The organism is Streptomyces albiaxialis, from assembly GCF_039530985.1.
Taxonomy (GTDB): Bacteria; Actinomycetota; Actinomycetes; order Streptomycetales; family Streptomycetaceae; genus Streptomyces; species Streptomyces albiaxialis.
In genome coordinates this window covers 68,489-89,601 of the sequence record NZ_BAAAPE010000030.1, presented here as the reverse complement: position 1 = coordinate 89,601, position 21,113 = coordinate 68,489, and the positions used below count along the sequence as shown (strand labels likewise).

At 72.8% G+C, this 21,113-nt stretch carries 11 protein-coding genes; all 11 read left to right on the top strand.

What is annotated here, in order from left to right; genetic code table 11:
- Positions 1-11 precede the first annotated feature (11 nt).
- Complete coding sequence (locus tag ABD343_RS40015; RefSeq protein ID WP_344535729.1) at positions 12-290, top strand: acyl carrier protein; 279 nt, start codon at positions 12-14, stop codon at positions 288-290.
- On the top strand, positions 287-1,414 hold the full coding sequence (locus ABD343_RS40010) for an acyl-CoA dehydrogenase family protein (protein ID WP_344535727.1): 1,128 nt from the start codon (positions 287-289) through the stop codon (positions 1,412-1,414). The genes ABD343_RS40015 and ABD343_RS40010 overlap by 4 nt, the downstream gene beginning before the upstream one ends.
- Positions 1,411-2,445: a 3-oxoacyl-ACP synthase gene (locus tag ABD343_RS40005; protein ID WP_344535725.1), complete on the top strand. Its 1,035-nt coding sequence runs from the start codon at positions 1,411-1,413 to the stop codon at positions 2,443-2,445. The genes ABD343_RS40010 and ABD343_RS40005 overlap by 4 nt, the downstream gene beginning before the upstream one ends.
- Positions 2,442-5,369, top strand: coding sequence for an amino acid adenylation domain-containing protein (locus ABD343_RS40000; protein ID WP_344535724.1), 2,928 nt, complete (start codon positions 2,442-2,444; stop codon positions 5,367-5,369). The genes ABD343_RS40005 and ABD343_RS40000 overlap by 4 nt, the downstream gene beginning before the upstream one ends.
- Positions 5,366-9,349, top strand: coding sequence for a condensation domain-containing protein (locus ABD343_RS39995; protein WP_344535723.1), 3,984 nt, complete (start codon positions 5,366-5,368; stop codon positions 9,347-9,349). Before ABD343_RS40000 ends, ABD343_RS39995 begins: the two co-directional genes overlap by 4 nt.
- Positions 9,346-10,221, top strand: coding sequence for a 3-hydroxyacyl-CoA dehydrogenase family protein (locus tag ABD343_RS39990; RefSeq protein WP_344535722.1), 876 nt, complete (start codon positions 9,346-9,348; stop codon positions 10,219-10,221). Before ABD343_RS39995 ends, ABD343_RS39990 begins: the two co-directional genes overlap by 4 nt.
- The gene (locus ABD343_RS39985; RefSeq protein ID WP_344535721.1) at positions 10,208-16,573 is read left to right on the top strand and encodes an amino acid adenylation domain-containing protein; all 6,366 of its coding nucleotides are present in this window, start codon (positions 10,208-10,210) and stop codon (positions 16,571-16,573) included. Before ABD343_RS39990 ends, ABD343_RS39985 begins: the two co-directional genes overlap by 14 nt.
- Positions 16,574-16,583: 10 nt before the next feature.
- Entirely contained in the window at positions 16,584-17,411 is an 828-nt protein-coding gene (locus ABD343_RS39980; protein ID WP_344535719.1) for a helix-turn-helix domain-containing protein, read from the top strand.
- Between the two features lie 77 nt (positions 17,412-17,488).
- Positions 17,489-18,241, top strand: a complete 753-nt coding sequence (locus tag ABD343_RS39975; protein ID WP_344535717.1) for a phytanoyl-CoA dioxygenase family protein — start codon at positions 17,489-17,491, stop codon at positions 18,239-18,241.
- 30 nt (positions 18,242-18,271) lie between these two features.
- Complete coding sequence (locus ABD343_RS39970; RefSeq protein WP_344535716.1) at positions 18,272-19,633, top strand: cytochrome P450; 1,362 nt, start codon at positions 18,272-18,274, stop codon at positions 19,631-19,633.
- A gap of 66 nt (positions 19,634-19,699) precedes the next feature.
- Positions 19,700-21,031: a condensation domain-containing protein gene (locus tag ABD343_RS39965; RefSeq protein WP_344535715.1), complete on the top strand. Its 1,332-nt coding sequence runs from the start codon at positions 19,700-19,702 to the stop codon at positions 21,029-21,031.
- The last annotated feature ends 82 nt before the right edge of the window (positions 21,032-21,113 follow it).

The following is a 21,113-nucleotide window of genomic DNA, read 5'->3' as shown; positions in this document are numbered from 1 at the left end:
GGAGCACAACTGTGTCCAGGCGGAACGAGCTCGTGGAGGAGCTGAGAAGCCACCTCCGGACGCTGACCGGGGTCCTCGTCGACCCGGACGAAGACTTCTTCGCCCGCGGCCTCGTCGACTCCCTGAGATCCCTGGAGATCGTGGTCCACGTCGAGCGGGAATACGGCTTGTCCGTCGAGGTCGACGACCTCGAACTGGACAACTTCCGCACCGTCGACCGCATCGCGGACTTCGTGCTGCGCAAGCAGGCGGAGCACGCGCCCGCCGACGTGGAAGAGGCGAGCACATGACGTTGCCCGGCCTCGACTCCCTGCTCGCGACAGCGGCCACGGAGGCCTCCAAGTGGGACAGCGGGACGGGCGTCCCCCGCGACGTGATCGACGAGGCCGCCCGGATCGGCCTGCTCGGCCTGGACGTTCCCGCGGAGTACGGGGGAGCGGGCGCCGGTGACGGCGAGGTGGGCCGCGTCGCCGCCGAACTCGGCGCGGTCTGCGGTTCGTTACGCGCCCTGCTCACCGTGAGCGGCATGGTCAACGCGGCCGTCCGCCGGTGGGGGAACGCCGGGCAGCGGGAGCGCTGGCTGCCGCGGCTCGCCTCGGGCGCCGCACTCGCGGCCTTCGCCGCCACCGAGGAGGGGGCGGGCACCGACCTCGGCGCGGTCGTCACCCGGATCGAGCCGCGGGACGGCGGATTCCGGGTCACCGGCCGGAAGATCTGGGTCACCTTCGGCCAGGACGCCGAGGTGCTCCTGGTCCTGGGGAGGGCCCCGGGCGGGCCCGCCACGGTGCTCGTGCCCACCGATGCCCCGGGTGTGCGCCGCGAACCGGTGCGGGACGCCCTCGGCCTGCGGGGAGCCCGGCTCGCCCACGTCACCCTCGACGACGTGCCGGTGGAGGCGGGCGAGGTCATCGGCCCGGCCGGCTTCGGCCTGACCCACACGGTCGGCACCGCGCTGGACCACGGGCGGCACACCGTGGCCTGGGGCTGCGTCGGCATGGCACGGGGGAGCCTGGCCGAGGCGGCGCGGCACGTCGCCCGGCGCAGACAGGGCGGGACCGCGCTGTCCGGGCACACGACGGTCCGGGCCGCGCTGGGACGCCTCCAGGCCCGTACCGAGGGCGCTGCCGCGCTCTGCGAACGTGCCGCGGAGCTGCGGGAGTCGAAGGACCCGGGAGCCATCTCCGCGACGATCACGGCCAAGTACGCGGCGGCCACCGCCGCGGCGGCCGTCAGCCGGGACGCGGTCCAGTTGCTGGGGTCGGCGGGCTGCGGCGGGACGAGCCGGGTCGCCCGCTTCTTCCGGGACGCGAAGATCATGCAGATCATCGAGGGAACCGACGAGATCTCCGAACTGGCGATCGGTGACCGGGTGCTCGCGGCCCATACGCCGTCGGCCGGGGACGCTCCCCGGTGACCGCCGCGACCGCACCCGTGACCGTGAGCCGTGCGGGGGCCTGGTACCCCGACACGGTCCGGCCGCTGGAGAAGCTGGTGGACCGCGAGCAGTTGCCCGAGTCCCGGCAGCGGCACGCCCGGGCCCTCGGCATCGACTCGGTCCGCAGCGCGGACGGCCTCACGGAGTCCGACCTGGCGGTGCGCGCCGCCGAGGCGGTGCTGAGCGAGACCGGCACCGACGCCGCCTCCCTGGACGCGCTGCTGCTCGTCCAGGGCCGGGCTCCGCAGTACCTGATGGCCTCGGAGGCGACCCGGGTGCAGCACCGCATCGGCGCCCACCGGGCGCTCGTGTCCGGCGTAGGCGAGCTGGGCTGCGTCTCCGTGTCCGCGGCCTTCAGCCTGGCGACCGGACTGCTGCGGGGCATGCCGGGCTTCCGGCGGGTCCTGGTCGTCGCCACCTCCAAGGCCGCCGCGCAGTCCCGGTACCGCCCGCCGATGACCGTCATCGGGGACGGCGCCGCCGCCGTGCTCCTCACCTCGGGTACGGGAGAGGCGGGCCCGTTCGAACTGGTCGACCAGACCCTGCGTACGGACGGGGCGTTCGCCGACCTGTTCCGGATCGACTACCGCGACCTCCCGTCGGGCGACTGGGTGGAGGAGTGCGCCAGCGAGCCGGACTACACGTTCCGCCTCGCGGTGCGGAGCCGGAAGGAGTTCGCCGCGCTCAACGCGGAGCTGCTCCGCTCCCACGCCCTGGCGCCCGCCGACATCGCGTCCCACCTCATGCAGAACCTCTCCGGGAGCGCCTTCAGCTTCTGGGAGGAGGCCCTGGGCGTGACCATCGACCCGGTCTGCCGGCGGAACCTGGCCCGCTACGGGCACCTGGGCCCGGTGGACGTCCTGATCAACATGACCGACGCGGCGGAGTCGCTCGCGCCGGGCACCCACGCACTGGTGATGAACAGCAGCCCCGTGGCCGCGTGGAGTAGCTGGCTGGTGCGCCGCACGACGGAAGCCATGAGCAAGCCGCCACGAATGGAGGGACGATGATGACCTCGGTGGTGAAGTGCCTGGTCTGGGACCTGGACGACACCGTCTGGGACGGCGTGATCCTGGAGAACGACACTGTTGTCCCTCGCCCCGAGGCCTTGAGCGCCCTGGCCGAACTGGGCCGGCGCGGCATCCTGCACGCCGTGGCCAGCCGGGGCGACCACGAGCTGGCCACCGCGAAGCTGCGCGCCCACGGCCTGTACGACCGGTTCTCGGTCGTGTGCGTGGGCTGGGGCGACAAGTCCGAATCGGTGCGGCGCGTAGCGCGCGAGCTGAACATCGGCACCGACTCGATCGCCTTCGTCGACAACGACCCCCTGGAGCGGGCAGAGGTCCGGCACGCGCTGCCGGAGGTCCGGGTCTACGAGCCCGAGGACCTCGCCGGGCTGCACGACCGTGCCGAGTTCACGCCGTCCGTGGACACCGCGGAGTCCGCGGACCGCGCCGAGCTGTACCGCACGGAACGCGCCCGGAAGGAGAGCGAGTCCGCCTACGCGGGATCCCGCGAGGAGTTCCTGGCCTCGCTCGGCCTGGAGATGCGCGTATGGCGGGCCACCGCGGAGGATCTGGCGCGCGCCCACGAACTGACCGTGAGAACGCACCAACTGAACACCACCGGCCTCGTGTACAGCATGGCCGAGCTGCGGGAACTGATCGCCTCGCCCGATCACGAGGTACTGGTCGCCGGTCTCCGCGACCGCTTCGGGGACTACGGCACCATCGGGCTCTCCGTCTCCGAACGGCGCGGCCAGGACAGCGTGCTGCGGCTGCTGCTCATGTCGTGCCGGGTGATGTCCCGGGGCGTCGGTGCCGCGTTCATCCAGCTCATCAACGGGCGCGCCCGGACGGCCGGGCTGCGCCCCCTCGCCGAGTTCGCCGTCACCGACGTCAACCGCGTCATGCTCGTCACGCTGCGCTTCTCCGGATTCCGGGCGCTGGAGCCGGAATCGGAGCCCATGCTCCTCCTCGCGACGGAGGAGGAGGCGCCGCACACCGGGCACGTCAAGCTCGTCGACGATGCCGCGGGGCAGGCACCGTACGCGCCCCCGGCACCGGGCGAGCCGACTGACGTGATGGAACTCATCGAACGCCAGTTCCGGTGCGTGCCCGGGCGGACGGCGGCGGCCGTCGGCGCCGAGAGCCTCACCTACCGCGAACTCGACCGGCGCAGCGCCGAGCTGGCCCGACGCCTGCGGCGGGCCGGAGTCCGCGCCGGTCACGTCGTGGTGCTCCACGAACGGCAGCGACTGTCGCTGGTCGTCGGCATGATCGCGGCTCTCAGGGCCGGTGCCGCCTGGTGCGTGGCCGACCCCGCGCACCCCGCCGCACATCTGCGTGCGGTGATCGAGGACACCGGGTGCGCGGCGCTCGTCTTCCACGGCTGCGACGCGAAGACCCCACCTGACGCCGTGCGCGCGGTTTCCCCGGACACCCCGGGCCGTCCGCTTCTCGTGGACCTGGACGACACGTCCGGGACACCGCCGGAGCCCGGCGACGACGGGCCGGGAGAGGGGCTCCCGCTGCCTCCGCCACCAGGGGCCACGGCGTATCTCATCTCCACCTCGGGCACGACCGGCCCGCCCAAGAACGTGATGATCAGTCGCCGGGGGCTCGCCTCGCTCATCGCCTCCCGGCCGTACGAACCCGGCCTCACGGCCTTTTCCGCCCTGCGGCTGTCCTTCGACGGCTCGCTGATGCTCACCTTCCTGGCCCTGTGCACGGGAGGCACCGCCGTGCTGCCCGACGCCGGTGAACTTCCCTCGGCGGAGCGCGTGGCGGCACTGCTCCGTGCCCACGCGGCACAGCAGTGCCTGACCACGCCGTCCTTCTACCGGCAGATGCTGCCCCACCTCGAAGGCGCCGACAGCCATCTGCGGCTGATGATCCTGGCCGGAGAGCCGACCCCCGCCTCGCTGGTGGAGCGGCACCGCGCCGCACTGCCCGGCACCCGCCTGGGCAACGAGTACGGCCCCACGGAGGCGACCGTCGCGGTCACCGCCCACGAGGTGACCGGGACGCCCGCCGAGTCGGTCCCGATGGGAACCACGACGGCCGGAAGCGTCGCGTACGTCCTGGACGACGCGCTCGATCCGGTGCCCGCCGGCGCGGTCGGCGAGCTGTACCTGGGCGGCGACCAGCTCGCGACCGGATACGCCGGGCGCCCCGCGGAGACCGCGCTGCGCTTCGTCCCCGACCCGTTCGCGACCGGGACGCGCATGTACCGCACCGGCGACCTGGCCCGCCGTACGGCCGACGGCCTGCTGGAGTTCCGGGGACGTACGGACGGCCAGGTCAAGGTCGGCGGCGTCCGGGTCGAGCGGCACGGGGCCGCCGCCGTGCTGGAGAGCCACCCGGCCGTCGGACAGGCCGTCGTGCTGGCCTCCCGGGAGGGCGCGGGGGCGGCGGACTCGGAGGCCACGGTGCTGATCGCCTACTGGACGCCGTCGGGCGACGCGCCCCGCCCCACGGTGCGGGAACTGCGCACGTACTGCGCCGAGCGGCTCATCCCGCAGGCGGTGCCCGGCAGGTTCGTCGAGCTGGAGGCCGTTCCGCTGACCGCCAACGGCAAGACGGACGAAGGCGCGCTGCGGGCGCGGCACCCGGCGGCGGCCACCGTCCCGGACCCCGATCCGGACCGGTGGACGACCGAGCGCCACCGGGAGGTGGCGGGGCTCTGGGCCGCCGTCCTGGGCCATGCCGACTTCGACGAACAGGACAGCTTCTTCGCCCTGGGCGGCACCTCGCACCGGCTGCTCGCGCTGCACGCGGCGTACGAGCGGCGCTGGCCCGGGGCCGTACAGCTCGGGTGGCTCTTCGACCACGAAACGGTGGCGGCGCACGTGACGCTGCTCGCCGAGGCCACGGACGGCGGGGCCGCCGAGCCCGGTTCCGGCGTGGCCGTGCCCGCGGGGAGGGACGTATGAACGAGGGGACCGGTCCGAACGAGGACTCGCACATCGCGATCGTCGGGATCGCCGCGCGGTTCCCGGACGCGGACGACCTGGACGCCTTCCGGAACAACCTCTGGAAGGGGCACGACGCGGTCCGCGGCATGCCCGAGGCACGCGCGGTGGCCACGGGGCTGGATCCGACGGCGGACTATCTGCCCATGGGGTACCTGGCCGACGTCCACGGCTTCGACCACGGATTCTTCGGCCTGACGCACAGGGAGGCCGCGCTGATCGACCCGCAGCACCGGCTCGCCCTGACCCTGGCCCACCAGGCCGTCGAGGACGCGGGGATGAGCCCGGCGGCCCTCAGCGGGCAGTCCACGGCCGTCGTCTTCAGCGCCACCGCCTCGGGCTACGGCGACCGCCTGGACATGTCCGACGTGATCAGCGCCCTGGGCAACGCGCCGTTCGGCCTGCCGGCCCGGATCGCGCACACGCTGGACCTGGACGGTCCGTGCTACTCGGTGGACAGCGGGTGCAACGGATCCCTGCTCGCCGTACGGCTCGCGTGCCGCGAACTGGCGGCCGGAGACGCCGCCTTCGCCTTGGCCGGCGGGGCCAGCGTGCGTCCCGACGGCGTACTGCGGGAGCAGGTCGGCGGGTTCGCCGAGCTGGCGTCCAGCAGCGACCGTTGCCGCTCCTTCGACGCGGCGGCCGACGGCACCGTCGGGGGCGAGGGCGGCGCCGCCCTGCTGCTGACCACGCTGGCGCGGGCCCGCGCCGAGCACCTCCCCGTGCACGCGGTGATCCGCGGGATCGCCGCCCGGCACAACGGAGCGGCCGCCGCCACCATCAGCGCCCCCAGCGCCGCCGCCCACGCCGAGGTCATCCGGCAGGCATGGCGCGCGGCCGGAACGGCCCCCGAGAACGCCGGGTTCGTGGAGGCGCACGGCTCCGGCACCACCCTGGGCGACGCCGTGGAACTGGAAGGGCTGGCCGAGGTCTTCCGGGGCCGCTCGCGGGCGCTGCCCGTCGGCGCGGTGAAGTCCGCGGTCGGCCACCTCGACAACGCGGCGGGGGTGGCGAGCCTCGTCAAGGCCGTGCTGAGCGTGCGGAACGCCGAGCTGTACCCGTCGCTGCACTTCACCGGCCCCGCCCCGGGCGTGGATCTGCGGGCCGCCGGACTGGAGATGCTCACCGAGGCCCGGCCGTGGGACGTGGAGGAGCGGCTGGCCGGGGTCAGCTCCTTCAGCCTCGGCGGTGCCAACGCGCACTGCGTGGTGCAGCAGACGCCGGAGCCGGTGGTACGCCCCGAGGCCGCGGACCGGTCCGGCCCCGCGGACCGGTCCGGGCCGCACAGGGAGCCCCGGCTCGTGGGGATCTCGGCCCGCACCCGCACCGCGCTGGCGCGGCTCTGCGCCGACCTCGCGGTCGCCCTGCGCGACGGCGCCCAGCCCTTCGACGACGTGGTCTGGACCCTCAACAACGGCCGGGCGCACTACGAGCACCGGACCAGCGTGACCGCGGAGTCGACGGACTCGCTCGCCCTCCAGCTCGCGGCCCAGGCCACCTGGCTCGCGGGCGCGCGCGACGGGGAAGGGCCCGGCCGGGGCGCCCCGGCACGGAAGCGCCCGCCGCGGGTGGTCCTCCTGCTGTCCCCCGGAGCGCCGGGGCCCGTGACCGGGCCGGCGGGCCTCCCGCCCGAGCTGCCCGCCACGGGAGCCGCCGCCGGAGCGCTGTCCGCCCAGTTGTCCGCCGTCACGGAACTGCGCCGCCGGGGCATCCGCCCCGACGCCGTCATCGGTGCGGGAGTCTCCCGGTATCTCGCCAGGTACCTGCGCGGGGAACTCACGCCGTCGGACACCGCGGACCTGAAGGCCGGGAAGGACCCCGGCCCCGCGGACCCCGACCGGCTCGCCGAGGTGATCGGCGAACTGCTGGACGCGGGCCCGGCCGTCTTCGTCGACCTCACCCCGGGCGGGAGCCTGGGCGTCATGCTGCACGAGAGGTTCGGATCCGACTCGCGCGTGCGCGGCCACACCATCGCCCCCGGCGACGGCGACCTGCTGGGGGTGACCGGGGCGCTGTACGAGGCCGGAGCGGACCTGGACTGGGCGGCGCTCGGGCCCGCCGCCCCCCGGCTCAGCCGCGTACGGCTGCCCGGGCACCCCATGGAGACCACGACCTGCTGGATACCCCGGCCCTCCTCGGCGCGCACCGCCCAGCGGGTGCCGGAGACCGCCGCGCCGGACAGGAGCCCGCCGGGCGGCTCCGCAGGAACGGCCGACGGGCACGAGGCCCGGTCGGCGCCCACCGACGCCGAGACGACGACCGGCTGGCTCTGCGACATGCTCAGCGAGTTGCTGGACGTCCCGGCACCCGCGCCGGACAGCGACTTCTTCGAGCTGGGCGGCAACTCGCTGATCGCCCTCCAGGTGATCAACCGGGTCGAGGAACGCTTCGGGGTCCGGCACCGGCTCATCGACCTCTACGAGTACCCGGCGATCGAGGACTTCGCCCGGTTCGTCCTGTCCTCGTCCGGACCGCCCACCGCCCCGTCCACCGCCCCGTCCGCCGCCCCGGCGCCGCGGCCCGCCGCCCCGCCGGCCCGGCCGGAACTGGTGCCCGTCGACGAGCACGTGATGTCGTTCGGCCAGGAGCGCATGTGGTTCCACCACCAGATCGACCCGCGGACCACGCTCTACAACCAGCCGACGGTCAGTCGGCTCGACGGCCCGCTGGACGTCGCGGCCGTCCGCGGAATGTGGCACGACCTGGCCATGCGGCACGAGACGCTCCGGGCCAACTTCGTGTCCGTCGACGGCGTTCCCGAGTTGCACATCCGTCCGGACCCCGGCGACTTCTTCACCTTCGCCGATGTCTCGGACACCCCTGACCCGCACGCGGCCGCCAGAGAGCTGGTGACGCGGGCCGCGCAGCACTGCTTCGACGTGGCCGCCGAACCGCTGCTGCGGGTTCTGCTGATCCGGGTCGCGCCCGAGCGGCACGTACTGCAGCTCACCACGCACCACGCCGTCAACGACGGTGGCGCTCCGCGCATCCTGCGGCGCGAACTGCCCGAGCTGTACGCGGCCCGGCGCGAGGGGCGGGCCGCCCGGCTGCCCGCCCTGCCCGTCCAGTACCGGGACTACGCGCTCTGGCAGCGTCGCCTGCTGGCAGGCTCCGCCCTCGACCACGAGCTGGCCTACTGGCGGAAGATCCTGCACGACGCCCCCCGGCTCGAACTGCCCACCGACTACCCGCGGCCCGCCCGCAAGTCGTACACGGGCGACATGATGCCGTTCACCGTCGAGGAACCCGTCGTGGCGCGGTTGCGGGCCCTGGCGGACAGGGAGTCGGTGACGCTCTTCGTGGTCCTGCTGTCCGCGTTCACCCTGCTGCTCGCCCGCCTCTCCGGGCAGCGGGACCTGATCGTCGGCACCCCCACCTCGGGGCGCAACCATCCCGCGCTCCAGCATCTGCTCGGCTACTTCAACAGCACGGTGGCGCTGCGCTGTGCCGTGCCGCCGCGGACGGGCCTCGGCGACTTCCTCCGCCGGACCCGGGCGACCGTGCTGGAGGCGATGGACCACCAGGAGATCCCCTTCGACCGGGTGGTCAGCGCGCTGGGAGTCGAACGTGAGGCCGGGCGGGACCCCCTCATCGACGTCTCGTTCGTCCACCAGGAACTGCCCCGGTACGAGCTGCCCGACAGCACCCACCGCGCCTTCTTCGACGAGGAGCAGAGCACGATCAACCGCTTCGAGGGCATGCCCGGCCGCACCGCCAAGCTCGACCTGACGCTGGTCACCAGCGTCCGCGAGTACCGGCCGGACGTGACCGCGGGACTGGAATACAGCACGGAACTCTTCACGGCCGACACCGCGGCCGCGTTCATCAGCGCCTACCAGGAGATCCTGCGGGCCCTGGCGGACACAGACGACACCGACCGGCCGATATCCCCGCTGCTGGAGTCCCCGGCACCGCGCGCGGCCACGGAAGGAATGCGATGACCGAGGTGCGCAGGTTCCGACCCCTCCCGGAACGCGTCGGCGTCGTCGGCGCCGGGACGATGGGCAGCGGCGTGGCGCAGACCTTCGCACAGGCCGGGTACCGGGTGACGGTGGTGGAACCGGACGCCGCCGCGGCCCGGCGGGCACGTGGCGTGATCAAGGACGGTATCCGCCTCGCCGCCCTCCTCGGCCGCGGAAGCCGGACCACCGGCGCGGAGGCGCCGGACCGGGTGCGATGGGCGGAGCGCCTGGACGCGCTGGACGACGCCGGGTTCGTCGTCGAGTGCGCGACGGAGCGGCAGCCGCTCAAGGAGGAGATCTTCGCCGAACTCGACCGCCGCACCCCGCGGGACGCCGTCCTCGCGTCCTGCACCTCCGCGATCCCGATCGCCGGGCTCGCCGCCCGTACCGGCCGTCCCGGCCAGGTGATCGGGCTGCACGTGATGAACCCCGCGCCGCTCAAGGACACCGTCGAGGTGGTGCGTGCGCCCGGAACCAGCGACGAGACGCTCGACCTGACGGCACGCCTGCTGGAGAGCATCGGCAAGCGGCAACTGGTCGTGCGGGACGGGCCGGGCTTCGTCATCAACCGGGTCATGATGCTGACGATCGTCGAAGCCGCAGCGGCGGTGAGCGAGGGCAAGGCCGACGCGGCGACGACCGACGCGCTGTTCGAGCGGTGTCTGGGCCAGTCGATGGGCCCGCTGCGCACGGCGGACCTCATCGGCCTGGACAACGTCGACGACACCCTGACCGTGCTGCGTGAGCACACGGGCGACGACCGCTACACACCCCCGCCCGCGCTGCGCGACCTGGTGGCGGCGGGCCACTTCGGCCGCAAGACCGGGAGGGGGTTCCATGAGTACGCCTGAGACCTCCGGCGCCGGACCGCGCCCGGTGCACGAGCGGCTCGCCGACTGGGCGGCGCGTACTCCGGACGCCGTCGCCGTGACCGACCGCGGCGTCCACCTCGGGTACGGCGAGCTGAACGCCCGCGCCGACCGCCTCGCGCACCGCCTCCGGGAGCGGGGAGTCGGGCCCGGCGTGCTCGTCGGCGTCAGCCTGGAGCGGTCCGCCGACCTGGTGGTCGCGCTCGCCGGTGTCCTGAAGGCCGGCGGGTGCTACGTCCCGCTCGACCCGGCGTACCCCGTGGAGCGGCTGCGGTACATGGCCGAGGACTCCGGGACGGCCACCCTCCTGGTCGGGGGCCAAGTCCCCCGGTGGTGGGGCGCGTTCGACGGCACCGTCGTGGACCTGGAGGAGACGGGGGAGCGGGGGCGGCGTGCGCAGGGGCCGGTGCCCGGCGGCGCGGGGCCCGACGACCCCGCGTACGTGATCTACACGTCCGGCTCGACCGGCCGCCCCAAGGGCGTTCCCGTGCCGCACCGGAACATCAGCCGGCTCTTCGCCGCCACCGACCACTGGTTCGGCTTCGGGGCCGAGGACGTGTGGACCCTCTTTCACTCGTACGCGTTCGACTTCTCGGTGTGGGAGATGTGGGGGGCGCTCGCCCACGGCGGCAGGCTCGTCGTGGTGCCCTACGCGACCAGCCGCGCGCCCGAGGCGTTCCTGCGGCTGCTGCGCGAGCAGCACGTGACGGTGCTCAACCAGACGCCGTCCGCCTTCTACCAGCTCGCGCGGAGCGAAGCAGCCGGGGAGGCGCACGACCTCGCCCTGCGGTATGTGATCTTCGGCGGCGAAGCGCTCGACCCGGGAAGGCTGGCCGACTGGTGCGCACGGCACGGGGACGCCGCACCGCGGCTGGTGAACATGTACGGCATCACCGAGACGACGGTGCACGCCACCTACCGGCGGATCACGCTCACCGACGTCCGCGCGGGCAACAGCGTCATCGGCGAGCCCCTTCCCGGTCTGCGGACGTACGTCATGGACGCGCGCGGCCGCCCGGTCGAGAGGGGCGATACGGGCGAACTGTACGTCGGCGGCGCGGGCCTGGCCCCCGGGTACCTCCACCGCCCCGGGCTCACAGCCGAACGCTTCGTCCCGCACCCCGGCCCCGGCGCCGCGGCCGCCGGGGAGCGGCTCTACCGCACCGGTGACCTGGTCCGGGTACGGCTCGACGGGGACCTGGAGTACCGCGGACGGGCCGACTCGCAGGTGCAGCTCCACGGTTTCCGGGTGGAGCCGGGGGAGATCGAGGCGGTCATCGGCGCCCATCCGGGGGTCCACGAGGCCGTGGTGGTGCTGCGACCGGGCCCCGAGGGTGACCCGCGGCTCGCGGCCTATGTCACGGCCCGCGCGGGTGCCGCGGACGAGACCGGCTCCGAGGCCCTGCGGGCCCACGCGGCACGCAGCCTTCCCGCGCACATGGTGCCGTCCACCTTCACCCTGCTGCCCGAGCTTCCGCTGACCGCCAACGGCAAGCTGGACCGCGCGCGACTGCCCGAGCCGAGCGTCGGACGGGACGCCGCCGCCCCGGCGTTCGCCGCCCCGCGCGACGACCGGGAGAAGGCGCTCGCCGAGGTGTGGTCCCGCGTCCTGGGCGTGGCCGAGGTGGGCATCGACGACAACTACTTCGCCCTGGGCGGCGACTCGATCCTCGCCATCCGGATGCTGGCGCAGGCCCGCAAGGCCGGGCTCGAAGCCGAGTTCCAGGACCTGCTGGAGCACCAGACGGTCCGCTCGCTCGTCGCGTCCGCCGGCGGGAACGCTCCGCGGGAAGCAGCGGCCTGCGCGCCGTTCTCCCTGGTCGCCCCGGCCGACCGGGCCGCCCTGCCGAGCGGCCTGGACGACGCCTACCCGATGACCAGGATGCAGGAGGGGATGTGCTTCCACAGCGACCCCTCACAACCGGGCGCGGCCTACCACAACGTCTCCACGTACCGGCTGCGAGCGCCGTACAGCGAGGAAGCGTGGCGCGATGCCGTGGCCGCGCTGCTGGAGCGGCACGACATCCTGCGCACCTCGTTCCGGCCGCACGGGTACGGGCAGCCCCTGCAGCTAGTGCACCGGGAGGTGCGGCCGCCGATCACCTTCGAGGACCTGCGCGGGCTCCCCGACGCCGCACTCGACCGGTCCGCGGAGCACAGGTTCGGCCAGGAGCGCACCGCCCGGTTCGACTGGCAGTCGCCGCCGCTGATCAGGTTCCATGTGCAGCGCCGTACCGAGGACACGGTGCAGCTCTTCGTCACCGAGCACCACGCCGTCCTCGACGGATGGAGCGAGCGCTCCCTCTTCGTCGAACTCCTCCGCGGGTACGGCCGGAGAGCCGCGGGCGACCCCCTGGAGGCTTCGCCTCCTCCCACGCCGCGCTTCGCCGAGTACGTACGGCTGGAGCAGGAGTCGCTGCGGAGCGAAGCCGACCGCCGCTTCTGGGCGGAGCAACTGGAGGGCGCGACGTTCGCCGCGCTGCCCAAGGGCGGGGCGAACGGCGGCGCCGAGACGGATGCGGATCCGGTGATGCGGACCGTGGGACGCCGGATACCCCAGGAGGTCGGCCAGGGGCTCCGGGAGCTGTCGCGTGCGTGCGGCGTGCCCCTGCGAACCGTGCTGCTGGCGGCACACCTGCGGGTGATGAGCCTGCTGAGCGGAGCGGACGACGTCGTGACCGGCGTCGTCTACAACGGCCGGATCGAGGGGGAGGACGGCGACCGGGTCCTCGGCCTGTACCTCAACACGCTGCCCGTGCGCGGCAGGCTGGACGACGGGAGCTGGCGGGACCTCGTCACCCGGACCGCGGAACTCGACCGGCGGATCCAGCACCACCGCCGGTATCCGCTGGCGGAGATCGTGCGGCAGACGGGTTCGCCCACGCTCTTCGAAACGTACTTCAACTACACGCACTTCCACATCGAGCGCTCGCTGACGGAGCGGACACCGGTCGAGGTCCAGGACCAGCGGACCGTCGCGGACACGCACTTCCCGTTCGGCGCCGAGTTCGTCCAGCACGGCACCGAGGACGCGATGGGACTGGGGCTGCGATTCGACGCGGCCCGCTTCGACGAGGGGCAGATCGACCGGATACACGGCTACTACGCCACCGCGCTGGCGGCCCTGGCCACCGACGCCGGACAGCCGTTCCGGGCCACTGACCTGCTGTCGGTGCCCGAGCACCGCAGGTTCGAGAAGTGGAACGACACCGCCGAGCGGTACGACCGCCCCCATGTCCTGCACGCCCTGGTGGCGGAACAGGTGCGCCGGACCCCCGACGCCACGGCGGTGCGCTGTGCGGGGGAGCGGCTGACGTACCGCGAACTGGACCGGCGGGCCGACCGGCTGGCGCACCTGCTGCGGGCCCGGGGAGTCCGGCGCGGCGACATCGTCGCGGTCGCCCTCGACCGTTCGCCGGACCTGCCGGTCTGCCTGCTCGCGGTGCTGAAGGCCGGCGCCACGTACGCCCCGCTCGATCCGGGGCACCCCGTGCGGAGGCTGCGGGAGATCCTCGCCGACTCCGCCGTGGCCTGGGTGGTCTCCCGCGCGCCGTGGAGCGAGGACGTGGCCGCGTCCGGGATCACGGTCATCGGCCCGGACGACGCCGAGGAGCCCGGCTTCACCTGCCCGCCGGGCGCGCCGGAGGGCGACGTGGCGCCGGAGGACGGCGCCTACATGATCTTCACCTCCGGCTCGACCGGCAAGCCGAAGGGCGTGCTCGTCTCCCACGGCGCGATCGCCAACCGACTGCTGTGGATGCAGCGGGAATTCGGACTGCGGCCCGGGGAGCCGGTGCTGCAGAAGACCCCCGCCACCTTCGACGTCTCCGTCTGGGAGTTCTTCTGGCCGCTGCTCGCCGGGGGCGTCATGGTCGTCGCCCGGCCCGGCGGCCACCGTGATCCCGCCTACCTCGCCGAGCTGATCGTCGCCGAGTCCGTCACGACCGTGAACTTCGTGCCGTCCATGCTCCAGGCGTTCCTGGAGGACCCGGCAGCCTCCCGGTGCACCGGGCTGACCCGTGTCATCTGCGCCGGTGAAGCACTCCCGTACGCGCTCCAACGGCGGTTCCGGTCCGTGCTCCCGGCGGAGCTGCACAACATCTACGGCCCCACGGAGGCCGACCTGACGCACTGGAGGTGCTCCGGGGACGGCGAAGGCACCGTGCCCATCGGACGGCCGATCGCGAACGCGGGAGTCCATGTCCTCGACCGCCACGGGCAGTACGTTCCCGAAGGCGTACCCGGCGAGCTGTACCTCTCCGGCGCCGGGCTCGCCACGTGCTATCACCGTGCGCCCGAGCTGACCGGGGAAAGCTTCGTGGAGCACACCGACCACGCCGGAGCGACCCGGAGGCTGTACCGCACCGGCGACCTCGTCCGGCACCGGCCGGACGGCGCCCTGGAGTTCCTCGGCCGTACCGACGCGCAGATCAAGCTGCGGGGCCATCGGATCGAGCCGGGCGAGATCGAGGCCGTGCTCCGGAGCCATCCCGAGGTGCGGGAGTGCGCCGTGACCCTCCAGGACGGACGGCTCGTCGCCCACCTGGTCGCGGCCGGGGACGCCTGCCCGGACGCCGCGGAGATCGCCGCCCATGCCGCGCGCAGGCTCCCGGCGCACATGGTCCCGGCGATGTGGTCCCGGCTCGACGCGATGCCCCTCACCGGCAGCGGGAAGGTCGACCGCAGGGCCCTGTCGGCCGTGGGCACCCGGCCGGCGGGCAGCGAGCGTGACACCACCCCGCCCCGCGACGCGCGCGAATCCCGTCTCCTGGCGCTCTGGGCCGAGCTGCTCGGCGACGAGCGGCTCGGTGTGCACGCCGACTTCTTCGCCGCCGGAGGGCACTCGCTGCTCGCGACCCGGCTGGTCTCGCGGATCCGTTCCGAGCTGGGCGCCGAGGTGAGCATCAGCGATCTGTTCGAGAAGCGCACGGTGGCCTCGCTCGCCGCGGCCCTGGACCCGTCCCGTCGCAACCGCCCGGCGCCGGTCGCCCGCGCCCGTCCGGAGACGATCCCCCTCTCGTTCGCCCAGGAGTGGCTACGGGACGAGTTGGCAGGGCCCACTCGCCACAACATCACGATGGCCCTGCGCCTGACAGGACGACTGGACCGCAAGGCGCTCGAAGCGGGCCTGCTGGACGTCGTGGCCCGGCACGAACCGCTGCGGACGGTGTTCCCGTTCGTGGACGGAGAGCCCTGCCAGCACGTCATCGCCGCGGAAGCCTTCTCCTTGAGCCTGCCGATGCTCGACGTGACGGATCACGACGCGCTGAACCGGGTCCTGGAGCGGGAGGCCGGTCACGCCTTCGACCTGCGCACCGAAATGCCCCTGCGGGCCCACTTGCTGGCGGTGCGCGAGGACGAGCACGTGCTGTTGATGGTGGTTCACCACATCGCGGCGGACGGCTGGTCCGAGCATGTGCTGGGCCGGGATCTCTCGGCCGCCTACGCGGTCCGGGCCGAGGGAGGCACGCCGCAGTGGGACCCCCTGCCCGTGCGGTACCCCGACTACACCATGTGGCAGCGCGACTTCCTGGGTGACGAGAACGACCCGGACAGCCCGCTGTGCCGCCAGATGGCGTACTGGCGCGACAGGCTGGCGGGGGCCCCGGCGGAACTGCCGCTGCCCAGGGACAGGCCGCGCCCGGAGGTCGCCACCCGCCGGGGCGGCGATGTGCCCGTACACCTTCCCGCCCACGTGCACCGACGCCTCGTGGCGCTGGCCCGTGAGCACTCGGCCAGTGTCTTCATGGTGCTGCAGGCGGCTCTGGCGCTGCTGCTCAGCCGGATGGGGGCGGGCAAGGACATCCCTGTCGGCACGGCCGTCGCCGGGCGTACCGCCGACGCGCTGGAGGACCTGGTCGGCATCTTCATCAACACGCTCGTCATCCGGCACGACCTGTCCGGCGATCCACGCTTCACCGAAGTGCTGGAGCGGGCGCGTGCACACACCCTGGCCGCCTACGACAACCAGGACCTGCCCTTCGAGCGGCTCGTCGAAGAGCTGGCCCCGGACCGGCCGGCGGCCTGCCCGCCCCTCTTCCAGGTCAAACTCGTCCTGCACAACACCCCGGGAGCTTCCCTGGATCTGCCCGGTCTGACGGCGGAGCCCGTGCCCATGGAGCACAAGTTCATCGCGTACGACATCAACATGCACCTGTACGAGCGGTTCGACGCCGCGGGCCTCCCCGCCGGACTGGACGGAAACCTCATCTTCGCCACCGACCTCTTCGACCGGGGCACCGCCGAAGCCATGGCCCGGCGGTTCACCGACGTCCTGGCCGCCGCGGCCGACGCCCCGGAGCGGCCGGTCAGCGAATTCGACATCCCGGCCTGAGGAGCCCTCGATGCGGGGTCTGCTGGAAGCCCGGGAGCGGGGACAGGAGGAGGACGGGTGGTTACGCCGCCTCGACCGGTATCCGGAGGTCGGGACTCTCGCGTACGGCACAGTGCCCGCGAACTGGCGGGTGTCGTTCGACCGGGGCATTCCCGACCACCTGCTCCATCTCGTGGTGGCCGGCCGCTACGAGGGCGTGGCCGGCCGGCAGCGGATCCGGGTCGGCCCGGGCACGCTGATGTGGCTCAAGCCGGGGGAGACATTCACGCTGCGTGCGGCCGACTCCCGGCCGCTCACCCTCTACCGCCTCCAACTGCCGCCGGCCCCGGCGGAGGACCCTCCGCTGGGGCCGGTCGTGGTGCTGCCCGGGGCGTGGGAGCTGCGGGCGCCCCTGGACCTGTTGATCAGCGAACGGGAGGCGGAGCAGCCGTTCCGCGAGGTGCGGACGCGGGCCGCGCTGGAGCTGCTGTTCAGCTCGACGCTCCGCATCGCGGAGCACCAGCGGACCGTACGTCCGGCGCTGGATCCCTCTCAGCGGCGGCTCCTGGAGGACCACGCCGACGCGCGGGTCGCCGAGCGGGTGCATCCGGCCGAGCTGGCCCGGCTCCTGCGGTTCTCACCGGAGCATTTCACCCGCTGTTTCCGCCGGACCTACGGCTGCCCGCCGAAGGTATGGCTGGTCCGGCGGCGGATCCAGTACGCGGCACGGCTGCTCGACGAGACGCAGGACACGATCACCTACATCGCCCGAAGCCTCGGCTACTGCGACGTCTACCTGTTCAGCCGCCAGTTCAAGTCCGTGACGGGGCTGTCCCCGCGGGCGTATCGAGCGCGGTGAGGGGGTGCGATTGAGTGCAAACTTTACCCGGCCTCGGTCATGGTCGTCCCGAATCACCGGATGCGACCGTGATCTGCATGGATACCACCACTGCCGCCCTGACCCGCGACGAGATCGCCCGTTTCCACCAGCAGGGCTACCTGGGTCCGTACACCGCTTGCACCCCCGAGGACATGGCCGCCGTACGGCTGCGCATCGACGCCGAGGTGCTCACCTCGACGGGCCCCAATCCGGCGAGCCCCCTGCACTCCCGCCACCTCGACCACCGTCCGGTCCACGACCTCGTCACCCTGCCCGGGGTGCTCGGCCGGGTGCGGGGCCTGCTCGGCGACGACATCGTGCTGTGGTCCACGTTCCTGTTCAACAAGGAGCCGGGCACCCCGGAGGTGCCGTGGCACCAGGACATCGACGAGTGGCCTCTCGACCCGCCGGTGAACCTCTCGATCTGGATGGCGATCGACGAGGTGACGGCGGAGAACTCGTGCGTACAGATCATTCCCGGCTCGCATCGCGAGCTGCTCCACCACGTACCGTCGCGCCCCGGAATGGTCTTCTCGAAGGAGATCGAACCGGGACTCGTCGACACCAGCGGGGCGATCGACATGGAGCTGGCCCCCGGCGAGTTCTTCCTGTTCAGCGAGCAGTTGATGCACCACTCGAACAAGAACGACTCGAACCGGCGCCGGCTCGGACTGTCCGCCCGCTACACGACCCCGTCGGTCAACATCCGCGACCAGGACTCCGCCCCCTGCTTTCCGGGCCACGCCTGCGTCCTGGTCAGCGGCAGCGACACCCAGGGCCTCAACCGGATGACCGAGCCACCGGCCTGACACCCGATGGACGAGGACGAAGGAGGACCGATGAGTCCGCGGCAAGCGGCGCGTCAGGGACAGCGGAGCGCGGCGCGCGAGGAAGCGGCCGCGGTCGTGCGCTGGGGGATCTCGCAGGGCCTGCCGCGTGCGGCGGTCCGCTTCGCGGCCCTGCGCGGTGACGAGGTCGCCAAGCTGCTGCTCGATCCGGCCCGCCCCGACGCGAGGGCGCTGTACGACGGGCTCCGCCGCCGCGGGCCGGTGGCCCTTCCGGGGGCGTTCGGAGCCGTGCTCGGCCACGCCGCCGCGAACGCGGTGCTGCGCAGTGACAGCTTCGGGGTCGGCAACAGCGAACTGCCCACCGCCGTACGCCGGTTGTACGCCCGCGCGACGCGGGGGAGGGTGCCCGGGCCGACGGAGCCGCCGTCCATGCTCGTGACCGACCCGCCGCTGCACACGCGCTACCGCAAATCGGTGTCGAAGGCGTTCACGCCCCGGCACGTCGCGGTGCTGGAGGAGCGGATGACCGCGACCGCGGCCCGGTTGCTGGACGAACTGGGGACGGCGTCGCGCTTCGACCTCGTGGACCGGTACGCCTCGCGGTTGCCGGTGGCGGTGATAGGCGACCTGCTCGGCGTGCCGCCGGAGGAACGGCAGCGCCTGCTGCGCTGGGGCGACTCGGCCGCCCTGCTGATAGACCCGGGCCTGACCTGGCGCCAGTACCGCGAGGCGGACCGGGCGCTGGCGGCCTTCGCGGACTGGTTCCTGGGTCACCTGCGGCGGCTCCGCCGCGACCCGGGCGACGACCTGCTGAGCCGGCTCACGGTGCTGGAGGGGGACGACGCGCTCGACGAGCGCGAACTGCTGTCCGTAGGCATGCTGGTGCTCGGTGCGGGCTTCGAGACGACGGTGAGCCTGATATCCAACGCGGTCGCGCTGCTCGACCGGCATCCTGAGCAACTGAGCAAGGTCCAGGGCGATCCCGGTCTGTGGGCCGGCACCGTCGACGAGGTGCTTCGCCTCGATTCCCCCGTGCAGTTCACCATGCGCGTGGCGTACGAGGACAGCGTCATCGAGGGCGTCGAGATCGGCGAAGGCCAGTTCCTGGTCATGATGCTGGCGGCTGCGAACCGCGACCCGGCGGTATTCGACGATCCGCACACCTTCGACGTGACCCGCCCCAACGCGGCCGACCACATCGCGTTCTCCTCCGGCATCCATTACTGCCTCGGCGCGGGTCTGGCGCGGCTGGAGGGCAGGGTCGCGCTGCGGATGCTCTACGAACGCTTTCCCGGACTACGGGTGTCCGGGCCGTCGCGGCGGCGGAGGACAAGAGCGCTGCGTGGATTCGCGCGGCTGCCGGTGACGGTCCCGAAGAGTCCGGCACGGCAGTTCGTCACAGAAGCAGAATGAGACAGGGGGTGCACGGCATTGACGCAAGAAATTCACCGTCCTCAGGCTGGGCCCGTACGGGAAACCGTGGAGGTTCCCCTCACGGTCGGGCAGAGTTCGCTCTTCTTCATCCATGAACTCGACCCAGGTTCGACCACGTACAACATGGCCGTCGCGTTCACCATCCGTGAAGAGTTCGACCCCGACCGCCTCCGGGATTCATGGGCGGCGGTGTGCTCCCGCCATTCGGTGCTCACGGGAGTCGTACGCCCCGGCACAGACGGATACGTGCAGCACTGGTACTCCGCCGAGCCGCCCTTGACGACGCGTGAGGCTCCCGGCGTGGACGCCGACGCCCTGTCGCGGATGCTGCATCAGGACTACGAGTCTCCGTTCGCCCTGAAGAAGGAAGCGCCCGCACGACTCTTCCTCTACCGGCATACCGGTGCCAGCACCCTCCTCCTGATGGTCCACCACATGGTGGGAGACCTGACCTCGATGGCGGCCGTGTGCGAGGACCTGCTGACCGGCTATCGCACGGGCGTGACCGGGGAGTTGCCCGAGCCCGACAGCTCGTACGCCCGCTACGTGGCACACGAGCGCACCTTTCTCGACAGCGCTCGATCGGAGCCCATGCGCCGCTATTGGGCGGACCGGCTCGACGGCTGCGCCTTCGCGCTCGACATTCCGGGCGCCGCCGCGTCCACGTCGGCCGCGGATTCCCCCGCACTGGCCCGGTTCACGCTGCCGCGCGGGCCGGCGGACGGAGTACGGCGGGTGGCCGAGGCCAGCGGCACATCCACCGCCACGGTCCTGCTCGCCGCGTTCAATGTGCTGCTGCACAGACTCACCGGCTCCAGCGACATCGTGGTGGGGTTCCCCGTCGAGGGCCGCAAGAAGCCCTTCAAGAGGACAGTCGGATACTTCGTCAACTCGCTGCCGCTGCGTGTCGGTGTCGCACCGGAGGACGGATTTCCGGCGGTGCTGTCCGCCACCCACTCGGCACTCGTCGGCGCCGTCCGCCACCAGGCGATCCCGATTCCCGCCGTACTGAGCGACATATCCCCTGCGGTCACCCGTGCCATTCACCAGGTGAGTTTTCAGTTCGAGCCCGAACGGCTCTCCTACGGCGCCCGTATGCACGTGGGCGGCCTCGGGACGGTCCGTCTGTTCGGCGAGGAGGCCGAATTCGTGCCGATCCGCCAGCAGATCGGCCAGTTCCCGCTGTGGATGCAGATCGGCGAGGTGGAGGGTGCCCTGCAGGGCGGGCTGCACTTCGACCCGGAGCGCTTCGGCATCGAGAACGCCACGGGGTACGTGCGTATGTACGAGGCCCTGGTGCGGGACATCGTGGACGGCGAGACGACCGGCGTGTCCGCCTGGGGCGCGGACACAGGGGGACCCGGCCGGCCCACGTAGGCCGGGCCGGGTCAGTGCGGGATGCGGCGGCCGATCACCGGCAGCCCCTCGGCTCTCCTTGCGGGGGAGAGCCGAGCAGGTG

Bases quoted from the DNA above. Each gene is read 5' to 3' on its own strand.
- ABD343_RS40010 (WP_344535727.1), top strand. From the start codon at position 287: ATGACGTTGCCCGGCCTCGACTCCCTGCTCGCGACAGCGGCCACGGAG.
- ABD343_RS40000 (WP_344535724.1), top strand. From the start codon at position 2,442: ATGATGACCTCGGTGGTGAAGTGCCTGGTCTGGGACCTGGACGACACC.
- ABD343_RS39995 (WP_344535723.1), top strand. From the start codon at position 5,366: ATGAACGAGGGGACCGGTCCGAACGAGGACTCGCACATCGCGATCGTC.
- ABD343_RS39990 (WP_344535722.1), top strand. From the start codon at position 9,346: ATGACCGAGGTGCGCAGGTTCCGACCCCTCCCGGAACGCGTCGGCGTC.
- ABD343_RS39985 (WP_344535721.1), top strand. From the start codon at position 10,208: ATGAGTACGCCTGAGACCTCCGGCGCCGGACCGCGCCCGGTGCACGAG.
- ABD343_RS39980 (WP_344535719.1), top strand. From the start codon at position 16,584: ATGCGGGGTCTGCTGGAAGCCCGGGAGCGGGGACAGGAGGAGGACGGG.
- ABD343_RS39975 (WP_344535717.1), top strand. From the start codon at position 17,489: ATGGATACCACCACTGCCGCCCTGACCCGCGACGAGATCGCCCGTTTC.
- ABD343_RS39970 (WP_344535716.1), top strand. From the start codon at position 18,272: ATGAGTCCGCGGCAAGCGGCGCGTCAGGGACAGCGGAGCGCGGCGCGC.